The 15,619-nt window shown below is 71.6% G+C and carries 16 protein-coding genes; 3 read left to right on the forward strand and 13 right to left on the reverse strand.

From position 1 onward, the window contains the following. Positions 1-5: 5 nt before the first annotated feature. From EXU32_RS12320 to EXU32_RS12350, 7 genes are read right to left on the reverse strand one after another with little or no spacing between them, the layout of a single operon-like run. The gene (locus EXU32_RS12320; RefSeq protein WP_130630168.1) at positions 6-1,202 is read right to left on the reverse strand and encodes an acetyl-CoA C-acyltransferase; all 1,197 of its coding nucleotides are present in this window, start codon (positions 1,200-1,202) and stop codon (positions 6-8) included. Positions 1,203-1,244: 42 nt separating this feature from the next. Continuing rightward, positions 1,245-2,315, reverse strand: coding sequence for an acyl-CoA dehydrogenase family protein (locus EXU32_RS12325; protein ID WP_130630169.1), 1,071 nt, complete (start codon positions 2,313-2,315; stop codon positions 1,245-1,247). Beyond that, positions 2,312-3,481, reverse strand: a complete 1,170-nt coding sequence (locus EXU32_RS12330; protein WP_130630170.1) for an acyl-CoA dehydrogenase family protein — start codon at positions 3,479-3,481, stop codon at positions 2,312-2,314. Before EXU32_RS12330 ends, EXU32_RS12325 begins: the two co-directional genes overlap by 4 nt. Beyond that, entirely contained in the window at positions 3,474-4,691 is a 1,218-nt protein-coding gene (locus tag EXU32_RS12335; RefSeq protein ID WP_130630171.1) for an acyl-CoA dehydrogenase family protein, read from the reverse strand. Before EXU32_RS12335 ends, EXU32_RS12330 begins: the two co-directional genes overlap by 8 nt. A gap of 15 nt (positions 4,692-4,706) precedes the next feature. Beyond that, positions 4,707-6,230, reverse strand: coding sequence for a class I adenylate-forming enzyme family protein (locus EXU32_RS12340; RefSeq protein WP_130630172.1), 1,524 nt, complete (start codon positions 6,228-6,230; stop codon positions 4,707-4,709). Continuing rightward, on the reverse strand, positions 6,227-7,045 hold the full coding sequence (locus tag EXU32_RS12345) for an SDR family oxidoreductase (protein WP_242612778.1): 819 nt from the start codon (positions 7,043-7,045) through the stop codon (positions 6,227-6,229). Before EXU32_RS12345 ends, EXU32_RS12340 begins: the two co-directional genes overlap by 4 nt. Next, on the reverse strand, positions 7,045-7,806 hold the full coding sequence (locus EXU32_RS12350; RefSeq protein WP_130630173.1) for an SDR family oxidoreductase: 762 nt from the start codon (positions 7,804-7,806) through the stop codon (positions 7,045-7,047). Before EXU32_RS12350 ends, EXU32_RS12345 begins: the two co-directional genes overlap by 1 nt. A 108-nt stretch (positions 7,807-7,914) precedes the next feature. Between EXU32_RS12350 and EXU32_RS12355 the strand changes: the two genes are divergently transcribed. Continuing rightward, positions 7,915-8,385 (forward strand): MaoC family dehydratase, encoded by a 471-nt coding sequence (locus EXU32_RS12355; RefSeq protein WP_130630174.1) that lies wholly within the window; start codon positions 7,915-7,917, stop codon positions 8,383-8,385. A gap of 113 nt (positions 8,386-8,498) precedes the next feature. On the opposite strand, the gene EXU32_RS12360 is transcribed toward EXU32_RS12355, so the two are convergent. The 3 genes from EXU32_RS12360 to EXU32_RS12370 are packed head-to-tail and all read right to left on the reverse strand — an operon-like array spanning position 8,499 to position 10,977. Beyond that, positions 8,499-9,005 (reverse strand): thioesterase family protein, encoded by a 507-nt coding sequence (locus EXU32_RS12360; protein WP_130630175.1) that lies wholly within the window; start codon positions 9,003-9,005, stop codon positions 8,499-8,501. Further along, a complete protein-coding gene (locus EXU32_RS12365) occupies positions 9,002-9,955 on the reverse strand; it encodes an NADPH:quinone oxidoreductase family protein (RefSeq protein ID WP_130630176.1) in 954 nt (317 codons plus the stop codon). The genes EXU32_RS12360 and EXU32_RS12365 overlap by 4 nt, the downstream gene beginning before the upstream one ends. Positions 9,956-9,975: 20 nt before the next feature. Then, positions 9,976-10,977 carry an NADP-dependent oxidoreductase gene (locus EXU32_RS12370; RefSeq protein ID WP_130630177.1) on the reverse strand — a complete coding sequence of 334 codons (1,002 nt, stop codon included), beginning with the start codon at positions 10,975-10,977 and terminating at the stop codon, positions 9,976-9,978. 132 nt (positions 10,978-11,109) lie between these two features. Between EXU32_RS12370 and EXU32_RS12375 the strand changes: the two genes are divergently transcribed. Further along, entirely contained in the window at positions 11,110-11,895 is a 786-nt protein-coding gene (locus EXU32_RS12375) for an SDR family oxidoreductase (RefSeq protein WP_130630178.1), read from the forward strand. 53 nt (positions 11,896-11,948) lie between these two features. Beyond that, a complete protein-coding gene (locus EXU32_RS12380; protein WP_130630179.1) occupies positions 11,949-12,653 on the forward strand; it encodes a VOC family protein in 705 nt (234 codons plus the stop codon). Between the two features lie 27 nt (positions 12,654-12,680). Here the strand turns inward: EXU32_RS12380 and EXU32_RS12385 are convergent, their stop codons facing one another. Genes EXU32_RS12385 through EXU32_RS12395 form a run of 3 tightly spaced genes read right to left on the reverse strand, consistent with a single transcriptional unit; the run spans position 12,681 to position 15,605 of the window. Next, positions 12,681-13,361 carry a TetR/AcrR family transcriptional regulator gene (locus EXU32_RS12385; RefSeq protein ID WP_242612779.1) on the reverse strand — a complete coding sequence of 227 codons (681 nt, stop codon included), beginning with the start codon at positions 13,359-13,361 and terminating at the stop codon, positions 12,681-12,683. 10 nt (positions 13,362-13,371) lie between these two features. Then, on the reverse strand, positions 13,372-14,388 hold the full coding sequence (locus EXU32_RS12390) for a phosphotransferase family protein (protein WP_130630181.1): 1,017 nt from the start codon (positions 14,386-14,388) through the stop codon (positions 13,372-13,374). Next, on the reverse strand, positions 14,385-15,605 hold the full coding sequence (locus EXU32_RS12395) for an acyl-CoA dehydrogenase family protein (protein ID WP_130630182.1): 1,221 nt from the start codon (positions 15,603-15,605) through the stop codon (positions 14,385-14,387). Before EXU32_RS12395 ends, EXU32_RS12390 begins: the two co-directional genes overlap by 4 nt. Between the last annotated feature and the right edge of the window lie 14 nt (positions 15,606-15,619).

Consider the following 15,619-nt stretch of genomic DNA (forward strand, 5'->3'; position numbering starts at 1 on the left):
GCGGGTCAGAAGATCTCGAAGAGGCCAGCGGCTCCCTGGCCACCGCCGATGCACATGGTGACGACGCCGTACTTCGCGCCGCGCTTCTTGCCCTCGATGAGGACGTGCCCGGCCATCCGCGCACCGCTCATGCCGTAGGGGTGCCCGATCGAGATCGCGCCGCCGTTGACGTTGTAGAGCTCCGGGTCGATGCCGAGCGTGTCGCGGCAGTAGAGCGCCTGGACCGCGAAGGCCTCGTTGAGCTCCCACAGGCCGATGTCGTCGACGCTCAGGCCGTGCTGCTTCAGCAGCTTCGGCACGGCGAAGACCGGGCCGATGCCCATCTCGTCCGGCTCGCAGCCGGCGACGGCCATGCCGCGGAAGGCGCCCAGCGGGGTCAGGCCCCGGCGGGAGGCCTCGGACGCCTCCATGACGACCGCGGCCGAGGCGCCGTCGGACAGCTGCGAGGCATTGCCGGCGGTGATCGAGAAGCCCTCGGTACCGTCCTTGGCGAGCACGGGGTTCAGCCCCGAGAGGCTCTCCAGCGTCGTGCTCGGACGGTTGCCCTCGTCCTTGGTGAGGGTGACCTCCTGCGAGCCCACCTCGCCGGTGGCCTTGTCCTTGGTGAGCATCGTCGTGGTCAGCGGCACGATCTCGTCGTCGAGCGCTCCGGCCTCCTGCGCGGCCGCGGTGCGGCGCTGCGACTCGAGGGCGTACTCGTCCTGCCGCTCCCGGGAGATGCCGTAGCGCTGCGCGACGACCTCGGCCGTCTCGAGCATCGACATGTAGGTCGCCGGCACGTGCTCGACGAGCCACGGGTCCTGCGCCCGGTAGGTGTTCATGTGCTCGTTCTGCACCAACGAAATCGACTCGACGCCACCGCCGACGGCGACGTCCATGCCGTCGAAGATGACCTGCTTGGACGCGGTCGCGATGGCCATGAGACCGCTCGCGCACTGGCGGTCGACGGACATGCCGGCGACCGACACCGGCAGGCCGGCGCGCAGCGCGGCCTGGCGTCCGATGTTCATCGCGGTCGAGCCCTGCTGCATGGCGGCGCCGATGACGACGTCCTCGATGCGCTCGCCCTCGACGCCGGCACGCTCGACGGCGTGCCGCACGGCGTGGCCGATGAGCTCCTGGGCCTGGGTGTCGTTGAAGGCGCCGCGGTACGCGCGGCCGATCGGGGTGCGGGCGGTGGAGACGATGACTGCTTCGCGCATGGTCACTCCTGGTGGTCGAAGGGGGTGGGTCGAGTCTGTCGGTCAGCTGGCGGGCAGGTCCACGAGGACCGCGAGGTCGCTGCGGTGCCGGTCGGGTGTGCCGAGGGCGAGCTGGTCGGCCTTGGCCCGCTTGAGGCGGGTGTGCACCGGTGCCTCCCAGGTCATCCCGATGCCGCCGTGCAGCTGCAGGGCCTCCTCGGCGGCGTGGACCGCGGCGTCGGAGCAGAAGGCCTGGGCGGTGGCCTGGGACACGAGCTGGTCGTCGTCGCCGTCGGCCAGCGTGCCGGCCGCGTGACGGGCCGCCGCCTGGGCGTTGACGAGGAGCAGGTAGAGGTCCGCCAGCCGGTGCTTGATCGCCTGGAAGGAGCCGATCGGCCGGGCGAACTGCACCCGCGTCTTGGCGTACTCCACCGTCGTCTCGAGGCACCACTGGGCCAGGCCCAGCTGCTCGGAGGCGAGCAGCGCGGCGCCCGACGCGAGCGCCGCGTCGACGGCCTCGTCCGCCGCTGCGCCGGAGGCGATCTCGCTCCCGGCGCCCGTCAGGGTCACGCGGGCGAGCGGCCGGGTCATGTCGAGGGAGACGATCGGCTCGAGGTCGACCTCGTCGCGGCCGTACGCGCGAAGGGAGGTCCCTCCCCCTTCGCCCCGGGTCGGCACGAGGAAGAGGTCCGCGCCCAACGCGCCGGCGACCGGCTCCGCGCTGCCGTCCACCGGCGACCAGGCGCCGCGTCGGGCGGTCCAGGGCAGGACGAGCGTGGCCGTGCGCTCGCCCGAGGCCAGCGCCGGCAGGTGCTGCTCGTCGCCAGTGGCCAGTAGTGCGGTCGTCGCGATGACGGCGCTCGTGAGGAAGGGCGTCGGGGCGACCGTACGGCCGAGCTCCTCGAGGACCACGGCCGCCTCCCGGGCGCTCGCGCCGACGCCGCCGAGGGACTCGGGGACGAGCAGCCCGGCCAGGCCGAGCTGCTCGGCGAGCGCGCGCCACAGGGCGCTGACGTCGGCGTCGGGCTCGTCGGCGAGGCGGGCGGGGAGCCCGTCGTCGAGGGCACGCTGCAGTGTCGAGCGGACGCTGGAGCGCAGCGACTCCTCGACATCGGTGTAGAGCAGGTCGGTCATCGCGGCACGTCCTTGAAGGCGATCCCCTTGTCGGGGCGGTGGTCCGGGGGCAGGCCGAGCACCCGCTCGGCGATGACATTGCGCATGATCTCGCTCGTGCCCCCCTCGATCGAGTTGCCCTTGGCCCGCAGGTAGCGGTAGCCGGGGCCGTGGCCGAGGAAGGAGCCGCCCTCGGGGCGGACCATCGTCCAGTCGTGGTAGGTCAGGCCCTCCTCGGGCGCGAGCTCGAGCGCGAAGCCGCTCACCTGCTGCGCCTGCTGGGCGAAGGCGAGCTTCATCGCCGAGCTCTCGGGGCCGGGCTGGCCGGCCTCGAGCCCTTGGCGCAGGCGCTCGCCGGCGAGCCGGGTCACCTCGGTCTCCACCCACCAGCGCATCAGCTCGGTGTGCGTCCCGGGGGTGCGCACGGAGGGGTCCGTGCGCCACCGCTCGGTCACGAGACCGATCTGGCCGGCCTCGCGGTCGTTGCCCGCGCCGATGGCGACCCGCTCGTTGTTGAGCGTCGTCGTCGCGACCTTCCAGCCCTCGCCGACCGCACCGACGCGGTTGCGGTCGTGGACCCGCACCCCGCTGAGGAAGACCTCGTTGAACTCCGCCTCACCGGTGATCTGGCGAAGGGGGCGCACCTCGACCCCGGGGTCGGTCATGTCGACGACGAAGTAGGTCATGCCCGCGTGCTTGGGCACCGAGGTGTCCGTGCGGGCCAGGAGGATCGCGAAGTCGGCGTTGTGCGCGCCGGAGGTCCACACCTTCTGCCCGTCGACGACCCACTCGTCACCGTCCGGCACCGCACGGGTGGCGACACCCGCGAGGTCCGACCCGGCGCCCGGCTCGCTGAAGAGCTGGCACCAGATCTCGGTGCACGCGAAGAGCGGCCGCAGGTAGCGCTGCTGCATCTCCGCGCTGCCGAAGGCGAGGATCGTCGGGGCGGCCATGCCCAGGCCGATGCTGTTGCGGCCGACATCGGGGCGCGGCGCGCCCGCGACGTCGAGCAGCGCGTCGACCTCGAGCTGGCGGCCGCGCGCGATGCCCAGTCCCCCCTTCCCCTCCGGGAAGTGGACCCAGGCCAGGCCCGCGTCGAACTGGGCGCCGAGGAAGTCCGCCGGGGACGTCGTGCCGGGGTCGTGGCTCGCGAGGAGCTCCTCCACCCGCTGCTGGAGCTCAGGCATGCTGGGTCATCCTCCGGATCTCGTGACGGGCGAGGGCGTTCTTGTGCACCTCGTCGGGGCCGTCGGCGAAGCGCAGCGTGCGCACCTGCGCGTACCACTCCGCGACGGGGAAGTCCTGGCTCAGGCCGCCGGCGCCGTGCACCTGGACCGCCTTGTCGACGATCCACTCCACAGTCGCCGGGGCGGCGATCTTGATCGCCTGGATCTCGGTGTGCGCGCCCTTGTTGCCCACGGTGTCCATGAGCCACGCGGCCTTGAGGGTCAGCAGCCGCAGCTGCTCGATCCGCACCCGGGACTCGGCGATCCAGTCGCGGATGACGCCCTGCTCCGACAGCGGCTTGCCGAAGGCCACCCGGCTGGCCGCGCGCGCGACCATCAGCTCGAGGGAGCGCTCGGCGATGCCGATGAGTCGCATGCAGTGGTGGATCCGGCCCGGGCCGAGGCGGGCCTGGGCGATGGCGAAGCCGGCACCCTCCTCGCCGATGAGGTTGCTCGCCGGGACGCGCACGTCGACGAAGTCGATCTCGGCGTGGCCACCGTGGTCGCGGTCGTCGTAGCCGAGGACCTTCATCCCCCGACGCACGTCGACACCCGGGGTGTCCCGCGGCACGAGGATCATCGACTGCTGCTTGTGGCGATCGGCCGAGGGGTCGGTCTTGCCCATGACGATGAGGACCTCGGCCTGCGGGCTCATCGCGCCCGAGATGTACCACTTGCGGCCGTTGATGACGTACTCGTCACCGTCGCGCACGATCGAGGTCTCGATGTTGGTCGCGTCGGAGCTGGCAACGCGCGGCTCGGTCATGGCGAAGGCCGAGCGGATCCGTCCGTCGAGCAGGGGCTCGAGCCACCGCTGCTTCTGCTCGACGGTGCCGAACATGTGCAGCACCTCCATGTTGCCCGTGTCGGGCGCGGCGCAGTTGGTCGCGACCGGCGCGATGTGCAGGCTGCGCCCGAGGATCTCGCAGAGCGGGGCGTACTGGAGGTTGGTCAGGCCGGCGCCGTCCTCGCCGGGGAGGAAGAGGTTCCACAGCCCCTGGCTGCGGGCGGCCTCCTTGACCTGCTCGATGACCGGCGGCGGGGACCAGCGGTCGGGAGCCGCCTCGACCTCGGCCCAGTACTGCTCCTCGATGGGGTAGACGTGCTCGGCCATGAAGGCGGTGAGCTGCTCCTGCAGCTGCGCGGTCCTGGCGTCCGTCGTGAAGTCCACGGTTGCTCCCTTCGCTCAGGTGGTGGGGGTGGCGGCCCGGGTGGGCCGCTCACCGGTGCTCGCGATGTCGCTCCGGTCGATCCCGCGCTTGAGGATCTTGCCGGTCGGTCCCTTGGGCAGCTCCTCCATGAGCCGGTAGATCCGCGGGACCTTGTAGGCCGCCAGCCGCTCCTCGAGCCAGGCACGCAGCACCGTCGGCTCGACGGTCGTGCCGGGCTGCGGCGTGATGACGGCAGCGATCTCCTCGCCGAGCCGCTCGTCGGGGACGCCGATGACGGCGACCTCGCGGACGTCGGGGTGGCTGTAGAGGACCTCCTCGATCTCACGCGGGTAGACGTTGTAGCCGCCGCGGATGACGAGGTCCTTCATCCGGTCGACGATCCACAGGTCGCCGTCCTCGTCCATCCGGCCGATGTCGCCGGTGAGGAACCACTCGCCGTGGCGCACGGCCTCGGTGGCCTCGGGCCGCCTCCAGTACTCACGCATGACGAAGGGGCCGCTGATCGCCACCTCGCCGACCTCACCGGGTGGCAGCTGGGCGCGGTCCTCGTCGAGGATCGCCAGCTTGCTGCCGGGCAGGGCCCGCCCGACGCTCATCTCCTTGCGGGGGAAGATCGCCCGGTTGAAGGTCGACGCGCCCGCCGTCTCGCTCAGGCCGTAGCCGTCGAGGACGAGGGCGCCGAAGCGCTCGCGGAAGGCCTTGGCGATCTGCAGGGGAAGGGCGGCGCCGCCCGAGCAGGCCAGGCGCAGGTGCGAGAGGTCCTCCGCGGTGACGTCCGTGTCGGCGTGCAGCATGGCGTTCCACATCGTCGGCACGCCCGCGAGCCCGGTGAGCTGCTGCTCGGCGGCCATCCGCAGCAGCGCGTCCGGGTCGAAGGGACGCAGCAGGGACAGCGAGCCGCCGGCGCTGTAGGCCGTGAACATCACGGCCGACTGACCGAAGACGTGGAAGAGGGGAAGGGCGGTGCCCATCCGGTCCTGCGGCGTCAGGTCGAGCGCCTCGGCCAGGGCCTCACCGCAGGAGAGCAGGTTGCCGTGGGTGAGGACCGCGCCCTTGGGTGCGCCGGTGGTGCCGGAGGTGTAGAGCAGCACGGCCGCATCGTCGGTGTCGACGGCGACCGGCTCGGGTCCGTCACCGGGCGCGACGCAGCCGGGCTCGAGGAGCCACACGTCGAAGCCCTCCGCCGCGGCCGTGGCCGTGACGGCCTCGGAGCCCTCGTGCCAGCCGAGCGCGAAGGAGCAGCCTGCGTCACGGACGAAGTGCTCGAGCTCGCGTCGGGTGCACAGCGGGTTGACCGTCACCGCGGTCGCACCGAGCGCAAGGACCGCGTGGTAGGTCAGGACGAACTCGGCGCTCGTCGGCACGACGACGAGGACGCGCTCGCCCGCACGCACGCCGCGGCCCGCCAGCTGCGCGGCAGCGGCGCGGATGTCGTCGCGCAGCTGCGCGAAGGTCCACGAGCGCTCCCCCTCGCGCAGGGCGAGCGCGTCGGGCGTCTCGTCGGCCCAGCGCCAGATCAGGCTGGTGCCGTTGGTCATCGCACGTCCCCCTTCAGCTGGCGCTGGTAGCGCTGCATGCCGTGGATCCAGCGGTCCTGGTCGTCGACCTTGCGGCGCAGGAACTCGCGCACGTGGGTGTGCGGCGTGACGAGGAAGGTCCCCTCGGCGACGGCGGCGAGCACCTGGTCGGCGACATCGCGCGGGGCGAGCACCTCGCCTGCCTGGGTGACGGCTGCGGCGGCCACCTTGCCCCCTTCGCCACCCCCGGAGGTCATGCCCGAGCGCAGCATGTCGGTGTCGACGCCCATCGGGCACAGGCAGCTGACCCCGATCCCGTCGTCGCCGTAGGTGACCGCGAGCCACTCGGCGAAGCCGACCGCGCCGTGCTTGGTCACCGAGTAGGTGGCCGAGCCGATCTGGGTCAGCAGGCCTGCGGCAGAGGCGGTGGAGACGAAGTAGCCACTCCCCCGCTGGACCCAGCCCGGGACGAGCTGGCGGGCCGCGCGCACGTGGGCGAGCAGGTTGACGTCCAGGGCGAGCTGCCACTGGTCGTCGGTGGCCGCGAGGCCGGCGCCGTCGCCGACGCCGGCGTTGGCGAAGAAGATGTCGACCGGGCCGAAGTGCTCCTCGGCGGCCGCGATCATCGCGGCGATGCACTCCTCGCTCGAGGCATCCCCCGCCACGGCGACGGCGCCGATCCGATCGGCGGTGGCCGTCAGGCGCTGCTCGTCGATGTCGGAGACGACGACCCGGGCCCCCGCCTCGAGCAGGGCCTCCGCGAGCGCCGCGCCGATGCCGCCGGCAGCGCCGGTGACGACGGCGACCTTGTCCTTGACCTGCATCGCGGTGGCCATCAGTCGCAGGGCCCGCCGGCGACGTAGAGCACCTGACCGGTCGTGAAGCCGGCGCCCTCGCTGACGAAGAAGGACACGGCGTGGGCGATGTCCTCGGGGCGCCCGGTGCGGGCCACGGCTGCCTGCGCGGAGGCAGCCGACTTCAGCTCCTCGAAGCTGATGCCGATGCGGGCCGCGGTCTCGGCGGTCATCTCGGTCTCGATGAACCCGGGGGCGATGGCATTGGCCGTCACGCCGAACTTGCCGAGCTCGATGGCCAGGGTCTTGGTGAAGCCCTGCATGCCGGCCTTGGCGGCCGAGTAGTTGGTCTGGCCGCGGTTGCCCTGCGCCGACGTCGACGACAGGTTGACGATGCGGCCGTACCGCTCCTGGGTCATGAATGCCTGGCAGGCCTTGGTCATGAGGAAGGCGCCGCGCAGGTGCACCGCCATGACGGCGTCCCAGTCCTCGACGCTCATCTTGAAGATGAGGTTGTCGCGGATGATGCCGGCGTTGTTGACCAGCACGGTCGGCGCGCCGAGCTCGTCGGCGATCCGCCGGACGGCCGCCTCGACCTGCTCGGCGTCGGACACGTCGGCGCCGACCGCGAGGGCCCGGCCCCCGGCCGCGGTGATCTCCTCGACGACCGGCGCACAGGCCGACTCGTCGAGGTCGAGGACGGCGACGGCCATCCCGTCGGCGGCGAGACGGCGGGCGACACCCGCGCCGATGCCTCGGGCCGCGCCGGTGACGACGGCGACGCGCTGCTGGTCAGTGGTCATGTGAGAGCTCCTGTGATCTCGACTGCCGGAACGCTTCGAACATACTTGAACCCGGCTTCAAGTTCAACTAGGTTCGAGGCAATCCGCACATGACCGAAGGAGCTCATCGTGACCCAGACCGCACAGCACCGCCCCACCTCCGTCCAGGACCTCAAGGACCTCGTCGGCGTCGAGCTCGGACCCACGCAGTGGCATGTCGTCGACCAGGCCGCGATCGACGGGTTCGCCGACATCACGGGCGACCACCAGTGGATCCACGTCGACCCCGCCAAGGCGGCGGACTCCCCCTTCGGCTCGACGATCGCGCACGGGCTCTACAGCCTCTCGCGCACGCCCGCCTTCTTCGAGGAGCTGATGGCCTTCGACGGCTTCACCCACTCGCTCAACTACGGCTACGACCGCATCCGCTTCATCCACCCGCTGCCGGTCGACTCACGGATCCGCATGCGCGCCGAGGTCACGCAGGTCGAGGAGACCTCCCCCGGCCAGGTCAACGTCGTGACCAAGCTGACCGTCGAGGCCGACGGCATCGACAAGCCGATCGTGGTGGCCAACTCGATCGGCCGATTCAGCGTCTGACCCCTGGCACCGATCTGCCCAGGCACTCTCGCGTCGCAGCGAGGGTGCCTGGGCAGATGCTTGTGGGTCCGGTCCCGGGGGATGCCCCCGGCTGCGCGAAGGGGGGCAGTGCGTCAGCGGCGTACGCCGATCGCGCCGCTCAGCGGCAGTTGCCAGGACAGGCCGCGGTGGGCGGCGACCGCCTCGTCGATGCGATCGGCGATGTCCGCGGGGAAGGGGGTGGCGCGCCGCGCGACGAGGTCGACGTGTCCCTCGAGCACCTCGAGGGTGTTGGCGATCTGCCCGGTCGTGCGGTTGACGACGACGGAGATGCCGTGGAAGACCTTGTCCCCACGGTCCAGCCACCGCACGTGCGCCGAGAGCTCCTCGCCGATGTGCACCTCGTGGAGGAAGCGCAGGTGCTGCTCCATGCTGAAGACACCCAGGCGACGGCTCGTGCGGTAGTCGTCGTCCACCCCGATCCGCTGCAGCGCCGCCTCGGCCGCGCGCAGGTGCAGACCGTAGAAGTGGGCGACGTTGACGTGGCCGTTGCCGTCCTCCCACTCGGGGCCGGCGACGACCTGGAGCGCCGCGGGGACCTGCGCGATCTCCTCGACGCCGGGGAGCTGCTCGACGCTCATGGCACCAGCACGACCTTGCCGGTGACGGTGCGCCCCTCGAGCGAGGCGATCGCCGTGGCGGCGTCCTCGAGTCGGTGGGTGGCGCCGACGATCGGCCGCAGCGCTCCGCTGCGCAGGTGCGGCAGCATGGCCGCCCACTCCTTGCCCACGTGGCCGGGACGGGACATCGCGAAGGCTCCCCACCCGACGCCGACGACCGAGATGTTGTTGAGCAGCAGCCGGTTGACCTTGACCTCCGGGATCGACCCGGCGGTGAAGCCGATGACGAGCAGCCGGCCGTGCTCGCGCAGGGTCCGCAGCGAGTCGGTGAAGCGGTCGCCGCCGACCGGGTCGACGACGATGTCGACGCTGGCCTTGCCGACCGCCTCGAGGAAGCCGTCGGCCATGACGACCTCGTCCGCACCTGCGGCCCGGGCGATCTCCCCCTTCGCCTCGGTGGAGACGACCCCGATGACCTTGCTCGCCCCGAAGGCCTTGGCCATCTGGATGGCCGCGGTCCCGATGCCACCGGCAGCGCCGTGGACGAGGACGGTCTCCCCCTCGACCAGGCCACCCCGCTCGACGAGCGCGAAGTAGACGGTCGCGTAGTTGAAGGTGAAGGACGCAGCCTCCTCGAAGGAGACCTCGTCGGGCAGCGCGAAGGTCAGGTCGGGTCGGGCGAGCGCCTTCTCGGCGAAGCCACCGAGGAGGCTCAGCGCGGCGACCCGGTCACCGACGGACAGACCGCTGCCCTCGGGGGCGGCGGAGACGACACCGGCGACCTCGGCCCCCGGGACGAAGGGGAGGTCCGGCTTCAGCTGGTAGAGCCCCCGGGTCTGCAGCAGCTCGGGGAAGGCGACCCCGGCGGCCTTGACGTCGATCGTCACCATCCGGTCGTCGGAGGGGTCGGCGATCTCGACGACCTCGACCGCCTCGGGGCCGTCGAGGGAGGAGATGTGGATGGCGCGCATGGTGGTTCCCTTCGTGTGGGTCACAGCTGGAGGAGGAGCTTGCCGGTGTTGACCCCGTCGAAGAGGCCGAGCAGGGCGTCGGGGAAGGCGGCGATGCCGCCCTCGAGGATGGTCTCGGTGGCCTCGAGGCGGCCGTCCCCGATCAGCTCGGAGATACCGGCGATCGCCTCGGGGTACCGGTCGGCGTAGTCCATGACGACGAAGCCTTGCATGCTGGCGCGGAAGACGAGCAGGGCCATGTACCGACGCGGGCCCTCGGCGAGCGTCTCGTCGTTGTAGGTCGAGATGGCGCCGCAGACGACGACCCGGGCGCCGTGGGCGAGGTTGGCCAGGGCGGCGTCGAGCAGCTCGCCGCCGACATTGTCGAAGTACACGTCGACCCCGTCGGGCGCGGCCTTGCGCACCTGCCGCAGCAGGTCGCCCTCGCGACGGTCGATGACCTCGTCGAGGCCGAGCTCGCGCAGCCAGGCGACCTTGTCCGGGCCTCCGGCGACGCCGATGACCCGGCAGCCCTTGGCCTTGGCCAGCTGGGCGACGGTGCTGCCGACGGCGCCGGCAGCGGCCGAGACGAGCACGGTGTCCCCCGCCTTGGCCCGACCCACGTCCTCGAGGCCGAACCATGCGGTCATGCCCGGCATGCCCAGGGCACCGAGCCAGGTGCTCATCGGGGCGACGTCGAGGTCGAGGCGCTCCACCCCCTTCCCGCTGGAGATGGCGTACTCACGCACGCCGAAGGTCCCGCTCACGACGTCACCGACGGCGAAGTCGTCGTGCTGCGAGGCGATGACGGTCCCGGCACCGAAGGCACGCATGACGGCGCCGATCTTGACCGGCGGGAGGTAGGAGCGCACGTCGTTGAGCCAGCCACGCATGGCCGGGTCGAGGGAGACCTGCTGCATCTCGACGAGGAACTCCCCCGGAGCGGGGTCGGGCACCTCCGTCGTCGCGAGCTCCCAGGTGCTGGCGTCGGGGCGGCCCTGCGGGCGGGCGGCGAGGCGGATCTCCTGCGAGGTCCGGGTCATGGGGTGCTCCTGTACTCGGGTCGGCGCTGACGTGGCCACCATCCCACAACGTGAATCAGGGTTCAACTACTCTTGAACCCTGATTCAAGTGCGGCTACCGTCAGGGGAACACCCACCGAGCGAAGGACCACCATGGACATCCCTGCCCTCTTCTCCCTGGACGCACGCGTCGCCCTCGTGACCGGCGGCTCCCGCGGCATCGGCCGGATGATCACCGAGGGCCTGCTCAACCAGGGCGCGACGGTCTACATCACCGCCCGCAAGGAGGAGGCCTGCCGCGCGACGGCCGCCGAGCTGTCCGAGCAGTTCGGCGAAGGGCGTTGTGTCGCGCTGCCCGGCGACGTCTCGACGACCGCCGGCATCGCCGCGCTGCTCGAGGACCTCGGCCAGCACGAGAGCCACCTCGACATCCTCGTCAACAACGCGGGGGCGGCCTGGGGCGAGCCCTTCGACACCTTCCCCGAGAGCGGGTGGGACAAGGTCATGGACCTCAACGTCAAGGCGCCGTTCTTCCTCACCCAGGCCGCCAAGGGCCTGCTGCTCGCCGGCCGTGAGCGCGGTGGCCACCTCGCCAAGGTCATCAACATCGCCTCCATCGACGGGCTCTCGCTCAACCCGATGGAGACGTACTCGTACCACGCGAGCAAGGCGGGCGTCGTGCACCTGACCAAGCGGATGGCGGTGACGCTCGCCCCCGAGGGCATCGTCGTCAGCGCGATCGCCCCCGGCGCCTTCGCCTCGAACATGAACAAGGAGGCGCGCGACCACGGCGACGAGATCTCCGCCGCGATCCCCTCCGGCCGGATCGGCCGCCCCGAGGACATGGCCGCCGCAGCCGTCTACCTCGCCTCCGACGCCGGCGACTACGTCGTCGGCAGCACCCTCACCGTCGACGGCGGGGTCACCATCGCCCGCTGACGTCGCCGCGAAATCGGTTGGACAGGGGCGCGCGCGGGTGGAGGATTGCCGTCATGGCTTCCGAGTTGACCGCCCTCACCTTCGGCACCCCCGACCCTCGGCGTCCCGCGCTCTTCTGGGGTGAGTTGCTCGGCCAGTCCGTCACGACCGAGCGCGCCGCACCAGCGCTGACGCCGCATCCTGAGGTGGGGTTCAGCCTCAGGTTCGTGCCGATGGCTGACGAGAGGTGGGGACCGAACCAGATGCACCCCGACCTGTTGCCGACCTCGCTCGACGAGCAGGCGTCCGCGGTGGAGCGAGCCCTCCGGCTCGGGGCCCGCCACCTCGACGTCGGCCAGGGGGACGCCGACCACGTCGTCCTCGCCGATCCCGACGGCAACGAGCTGTGCGTGCTCGAGCCCGGCGGCAGCTTCCTCGCCGGCTGCCCGTTCTTCAGCTCGTTGTCCGGCGACGGTCTCGCGCAGGTCGGCCACTTCTGGCGCGACGCCCTCGCCTGGGACGTGGTCTGGGACCAGGACGGCGAGACCGCCATCCAGTCACCCGCCGGCGGTCCCAAGCTCACCTGGGGCGGCGAACCCGTGCACCGCAAGGGTGGGCGCAACCGGCTCCACCTCGACCTCACGCCCTGCGACGGGTCGAGCAGCCACGACGAGGTCGAGCGCCTGCTGGCACTCGGGGCCTCGCGTGTCGCGGCCGGTTGCGCAGACGCTGAGGGCCTGGCCGACCCCGGCGGCAACGAGTTCTGCGTGGTGGGGTGACCGACCGCGCCGGTCCGGGGAGGCGGCTCAGTCCGCCCGCAGCTCAGGCGTGGTGAGCCCGAGCGCATTGGTCCACAGCCGGGTGGCGCCGTCGACGAGCTCGTCGACGGGGACGAGGAGGAAGTCGTTGACGAAGGCGTCCTGGGCCAGTCGCGAGACCATGCCCGAGAGCGCCATGGCCGCGGTCATCGCGTCGATGCCGCGGTCGGCGAGGCCGCGGGACTGCAGGTCGGCGATGGCCCGGCCGTTGCGGACGACGAAGGCATTGGCCCGGGCCTGCCGCAGCTCCCGGAAGCGAGGATCGACCGCCGCGACCTGGAGGAGCAGCTGGTTGAGCCGGGCATTGCGCCGGTAGGCCTCGAAGTAGGCCCGGTTGCTCGCCGCGATGATCTCGATGGGGTCGTCGGTGCGCTCCATCGAGGTGGTGCCCGGGTGCAGCATGTCGCTCTGCGCCTCGTGGAGGACGGCGGCGAAGACCTCGTCCTTGCTGTCGAACCACGTGTAGAAGCTGCCGATCGAGCACTTGGCCTCGGCCGCGATGTCGACGAGGCGGGAGTCGACGTAGCCGTCCCGCTCGAAGACGGTGCGGGCCGCGGCGATGAGCGCGTCACGGGTGCGCTGGCCACGCGCGGTCTGCGGCTGGGTGCCGAGCTTGGCGGCGTCGACGAGGTCGGGCACCTCGCTCGTGGTCTCGCTGTCGCTGGGCATGGCCGCCATGCTAAACCGCTTCGTCCAGCACCACGTGCGCCGCGGCCACGAGCTGGTCGACCGCGTCGGGCGGGATCGACCCCATGGCGGTGAGGTTGCGCGGGTCGTCGAGCTGACGGCGGCGGACGCCCTCGAGGATGATCGCGAGCTTCCACAGCCCCAGCCCGTGCCAGAAGGGGACGGCGGAGACGTCCCTGCCGGACACCTCGGCGTAGTGCTCGACCAGCTCGGTCCGGGTGGCGAAGCCCGCCACCGTGGAGGCGTCGAAGCGCATCGTCGGCGGGTCCCCGGCCTGGGGCCAGTAGGCGAGCGCGGTCCCGAGGTCGGCGAGCGGGTCGCCGAGCGTGGCCAGCTCCCAGTCGAGGATCGCCCGCACCTGCGCGTCGTCGGGGTCGATGATGACATTGCGCAGGTGGCAGTCCCCGTGGACGAGGGTGACCTCGCCCGCCCCGGGCTCGCGCTCGTGCAGCCGCCCGGTGAGCCGGTCGAGCTCGCCGAGGTCGCGCGTGCGCGACAGCTCCCACTGCCCCGCCCACCGCTTGAGCTGCCGGGCGGCGTAGGGCTTGTGGCTCGCGAGGTCGTCGAGCCCCACCCGGTCCAGCTCGACCGCGTGGATCCGGGCGAGGGTGTCGACGAGGGAGAGGCCGACCGCATGCCGGGCGGCCGGCGGCAGGCCCTCCGCGTCGCCGCGCTCGTCGAGGACGAGCCCGTCGACGAAGGAGACGACGAGCACTGGCCGGTCGGCGACCGCCGGGTCCTCGCACAGCCCGTGCACGACGGGAAGGGGGACGTCGCTCCCCTGCAGCGCGGAGAGTATCCGGTGCTCCCGGGCCACGTCGTGGGCCGAGGCGAGCAGCTCGCCCATCGGGGGGCGCCGCAGGACCAGGCGGGCCCCCTTCGCGTCGGTGACGAGGTAGGTGAGGTTGGACTGGCCCAACCCCACCCGCTCGTAGGCCAGCGGTAGCTCGACGTCGACCCGCGGGCTGACCCACGCCGTCATCGCGGCCGTGTCGACGCCCTCGATCACTTCTTGCCCCACTCCGGGCTGCGACGGCGGTACTCCCGCCGCGCGATCGTCATCTTGTGCACCTCGTCGGGGCCGTCGGCCAGACGGAGGGTGCGCATGTGGGCGTACCACATGGCCAGCGGGAAGTCGTCGCTCACGCCACCGCCGCCGTGCACCTGGATGGCCCGGTCGATGATCTTCAGCGCCATCTGCGGGGCGGCGACCTTGATCGCCGCGATCTCGGTGCGCGCGACCTTGTTGCCCACGGTGTCCATCATGTGCGCGGTCTTGAGGGTCAGCAGGCGCACCATCTCGATCTCGATGCGGGCCTCGGCGACCCAGTCCATGATGTTGGACCGGTTGGCCACCGGCTCGCCGAAGGTCACCCGGGACTGCGCCCGGTCGATCATCAGGTCGAGCGCACGCTCGGCGACACCGATGGCGCGCATGCAGTGGTGGATGCGGCCCGGCCCGAGGCGGGCCTGGCTGATCATGAAGCCGTCACCCTCCCCGGCCAGGAGCGCGTCGACGGGCACCCGCACGTCGGTGAAGCTGACCTCGGCGTGGCCCTCGCGGTCCATGTAGCCGAAGACCGGCAGGCCGCGCTCGACCGTGACGCCCGGGGCGTCGATCGGCACGACCATCATCGACTGCTGGCGATGGGTCGGGGCGTCGGGGTCGGTCTTGCCCATGACGATGAGGACCTTGCAGTTCTGGTGCAGCGCGTTGGAGGTCCACCACTTGCGGCCGTTGATGACGTACTCGTCGCCGTCACGCTCCATGCGCGTCTCGACATTGGTCGCGTCGGAGCTGGCGACCGCCGGCTCGGTCATGGCGAAGGCCGAGGCCATCTCGCCCGCGAGCAGCGGCTTCAGGTACTTCTCCTTGTGCTCGTCGGTGCCGAAGAGGGTGAGCACCTCCATGTTGCCGGTGTCCGGGGCATTGCAGTTGATCGCCTCGGGGGCGATCTCGATGCTCCGCCCGGTGATCTCCGCGAGGTGGGCGTACTCGAGGTTGGTCAGCCCCGGCCCCCACTCGGGGTGCGGGTGGAAGAGGTTCCACAGGCCCTGACTGCGCGCCTCGGCCTTGAGGTCCTCGAGGACCTGCGGGTGGTGGTTGGGGTTGCCGGAGGCACGCATCTGCTCGCGGTAGACGCTCTCCGCGGGGTAGACGTGCTCGTCCATGAAGGTGAGCAGGCGGTCGCGGTAGTCCTGGCCGCGTTCACTGAGTTCGAACATCGTGTCGTCCTTGG

It is taken from the genome of Janibacter limosus, assembly GCF_004295485.1.
GTDB classification, from domain to species: domain Bacteria; phylum Actinomycetota; class Actinomycetes; order Actinomycetales; family Dermatophilaceae; genus Janibacter; species Janibacter limosus_A.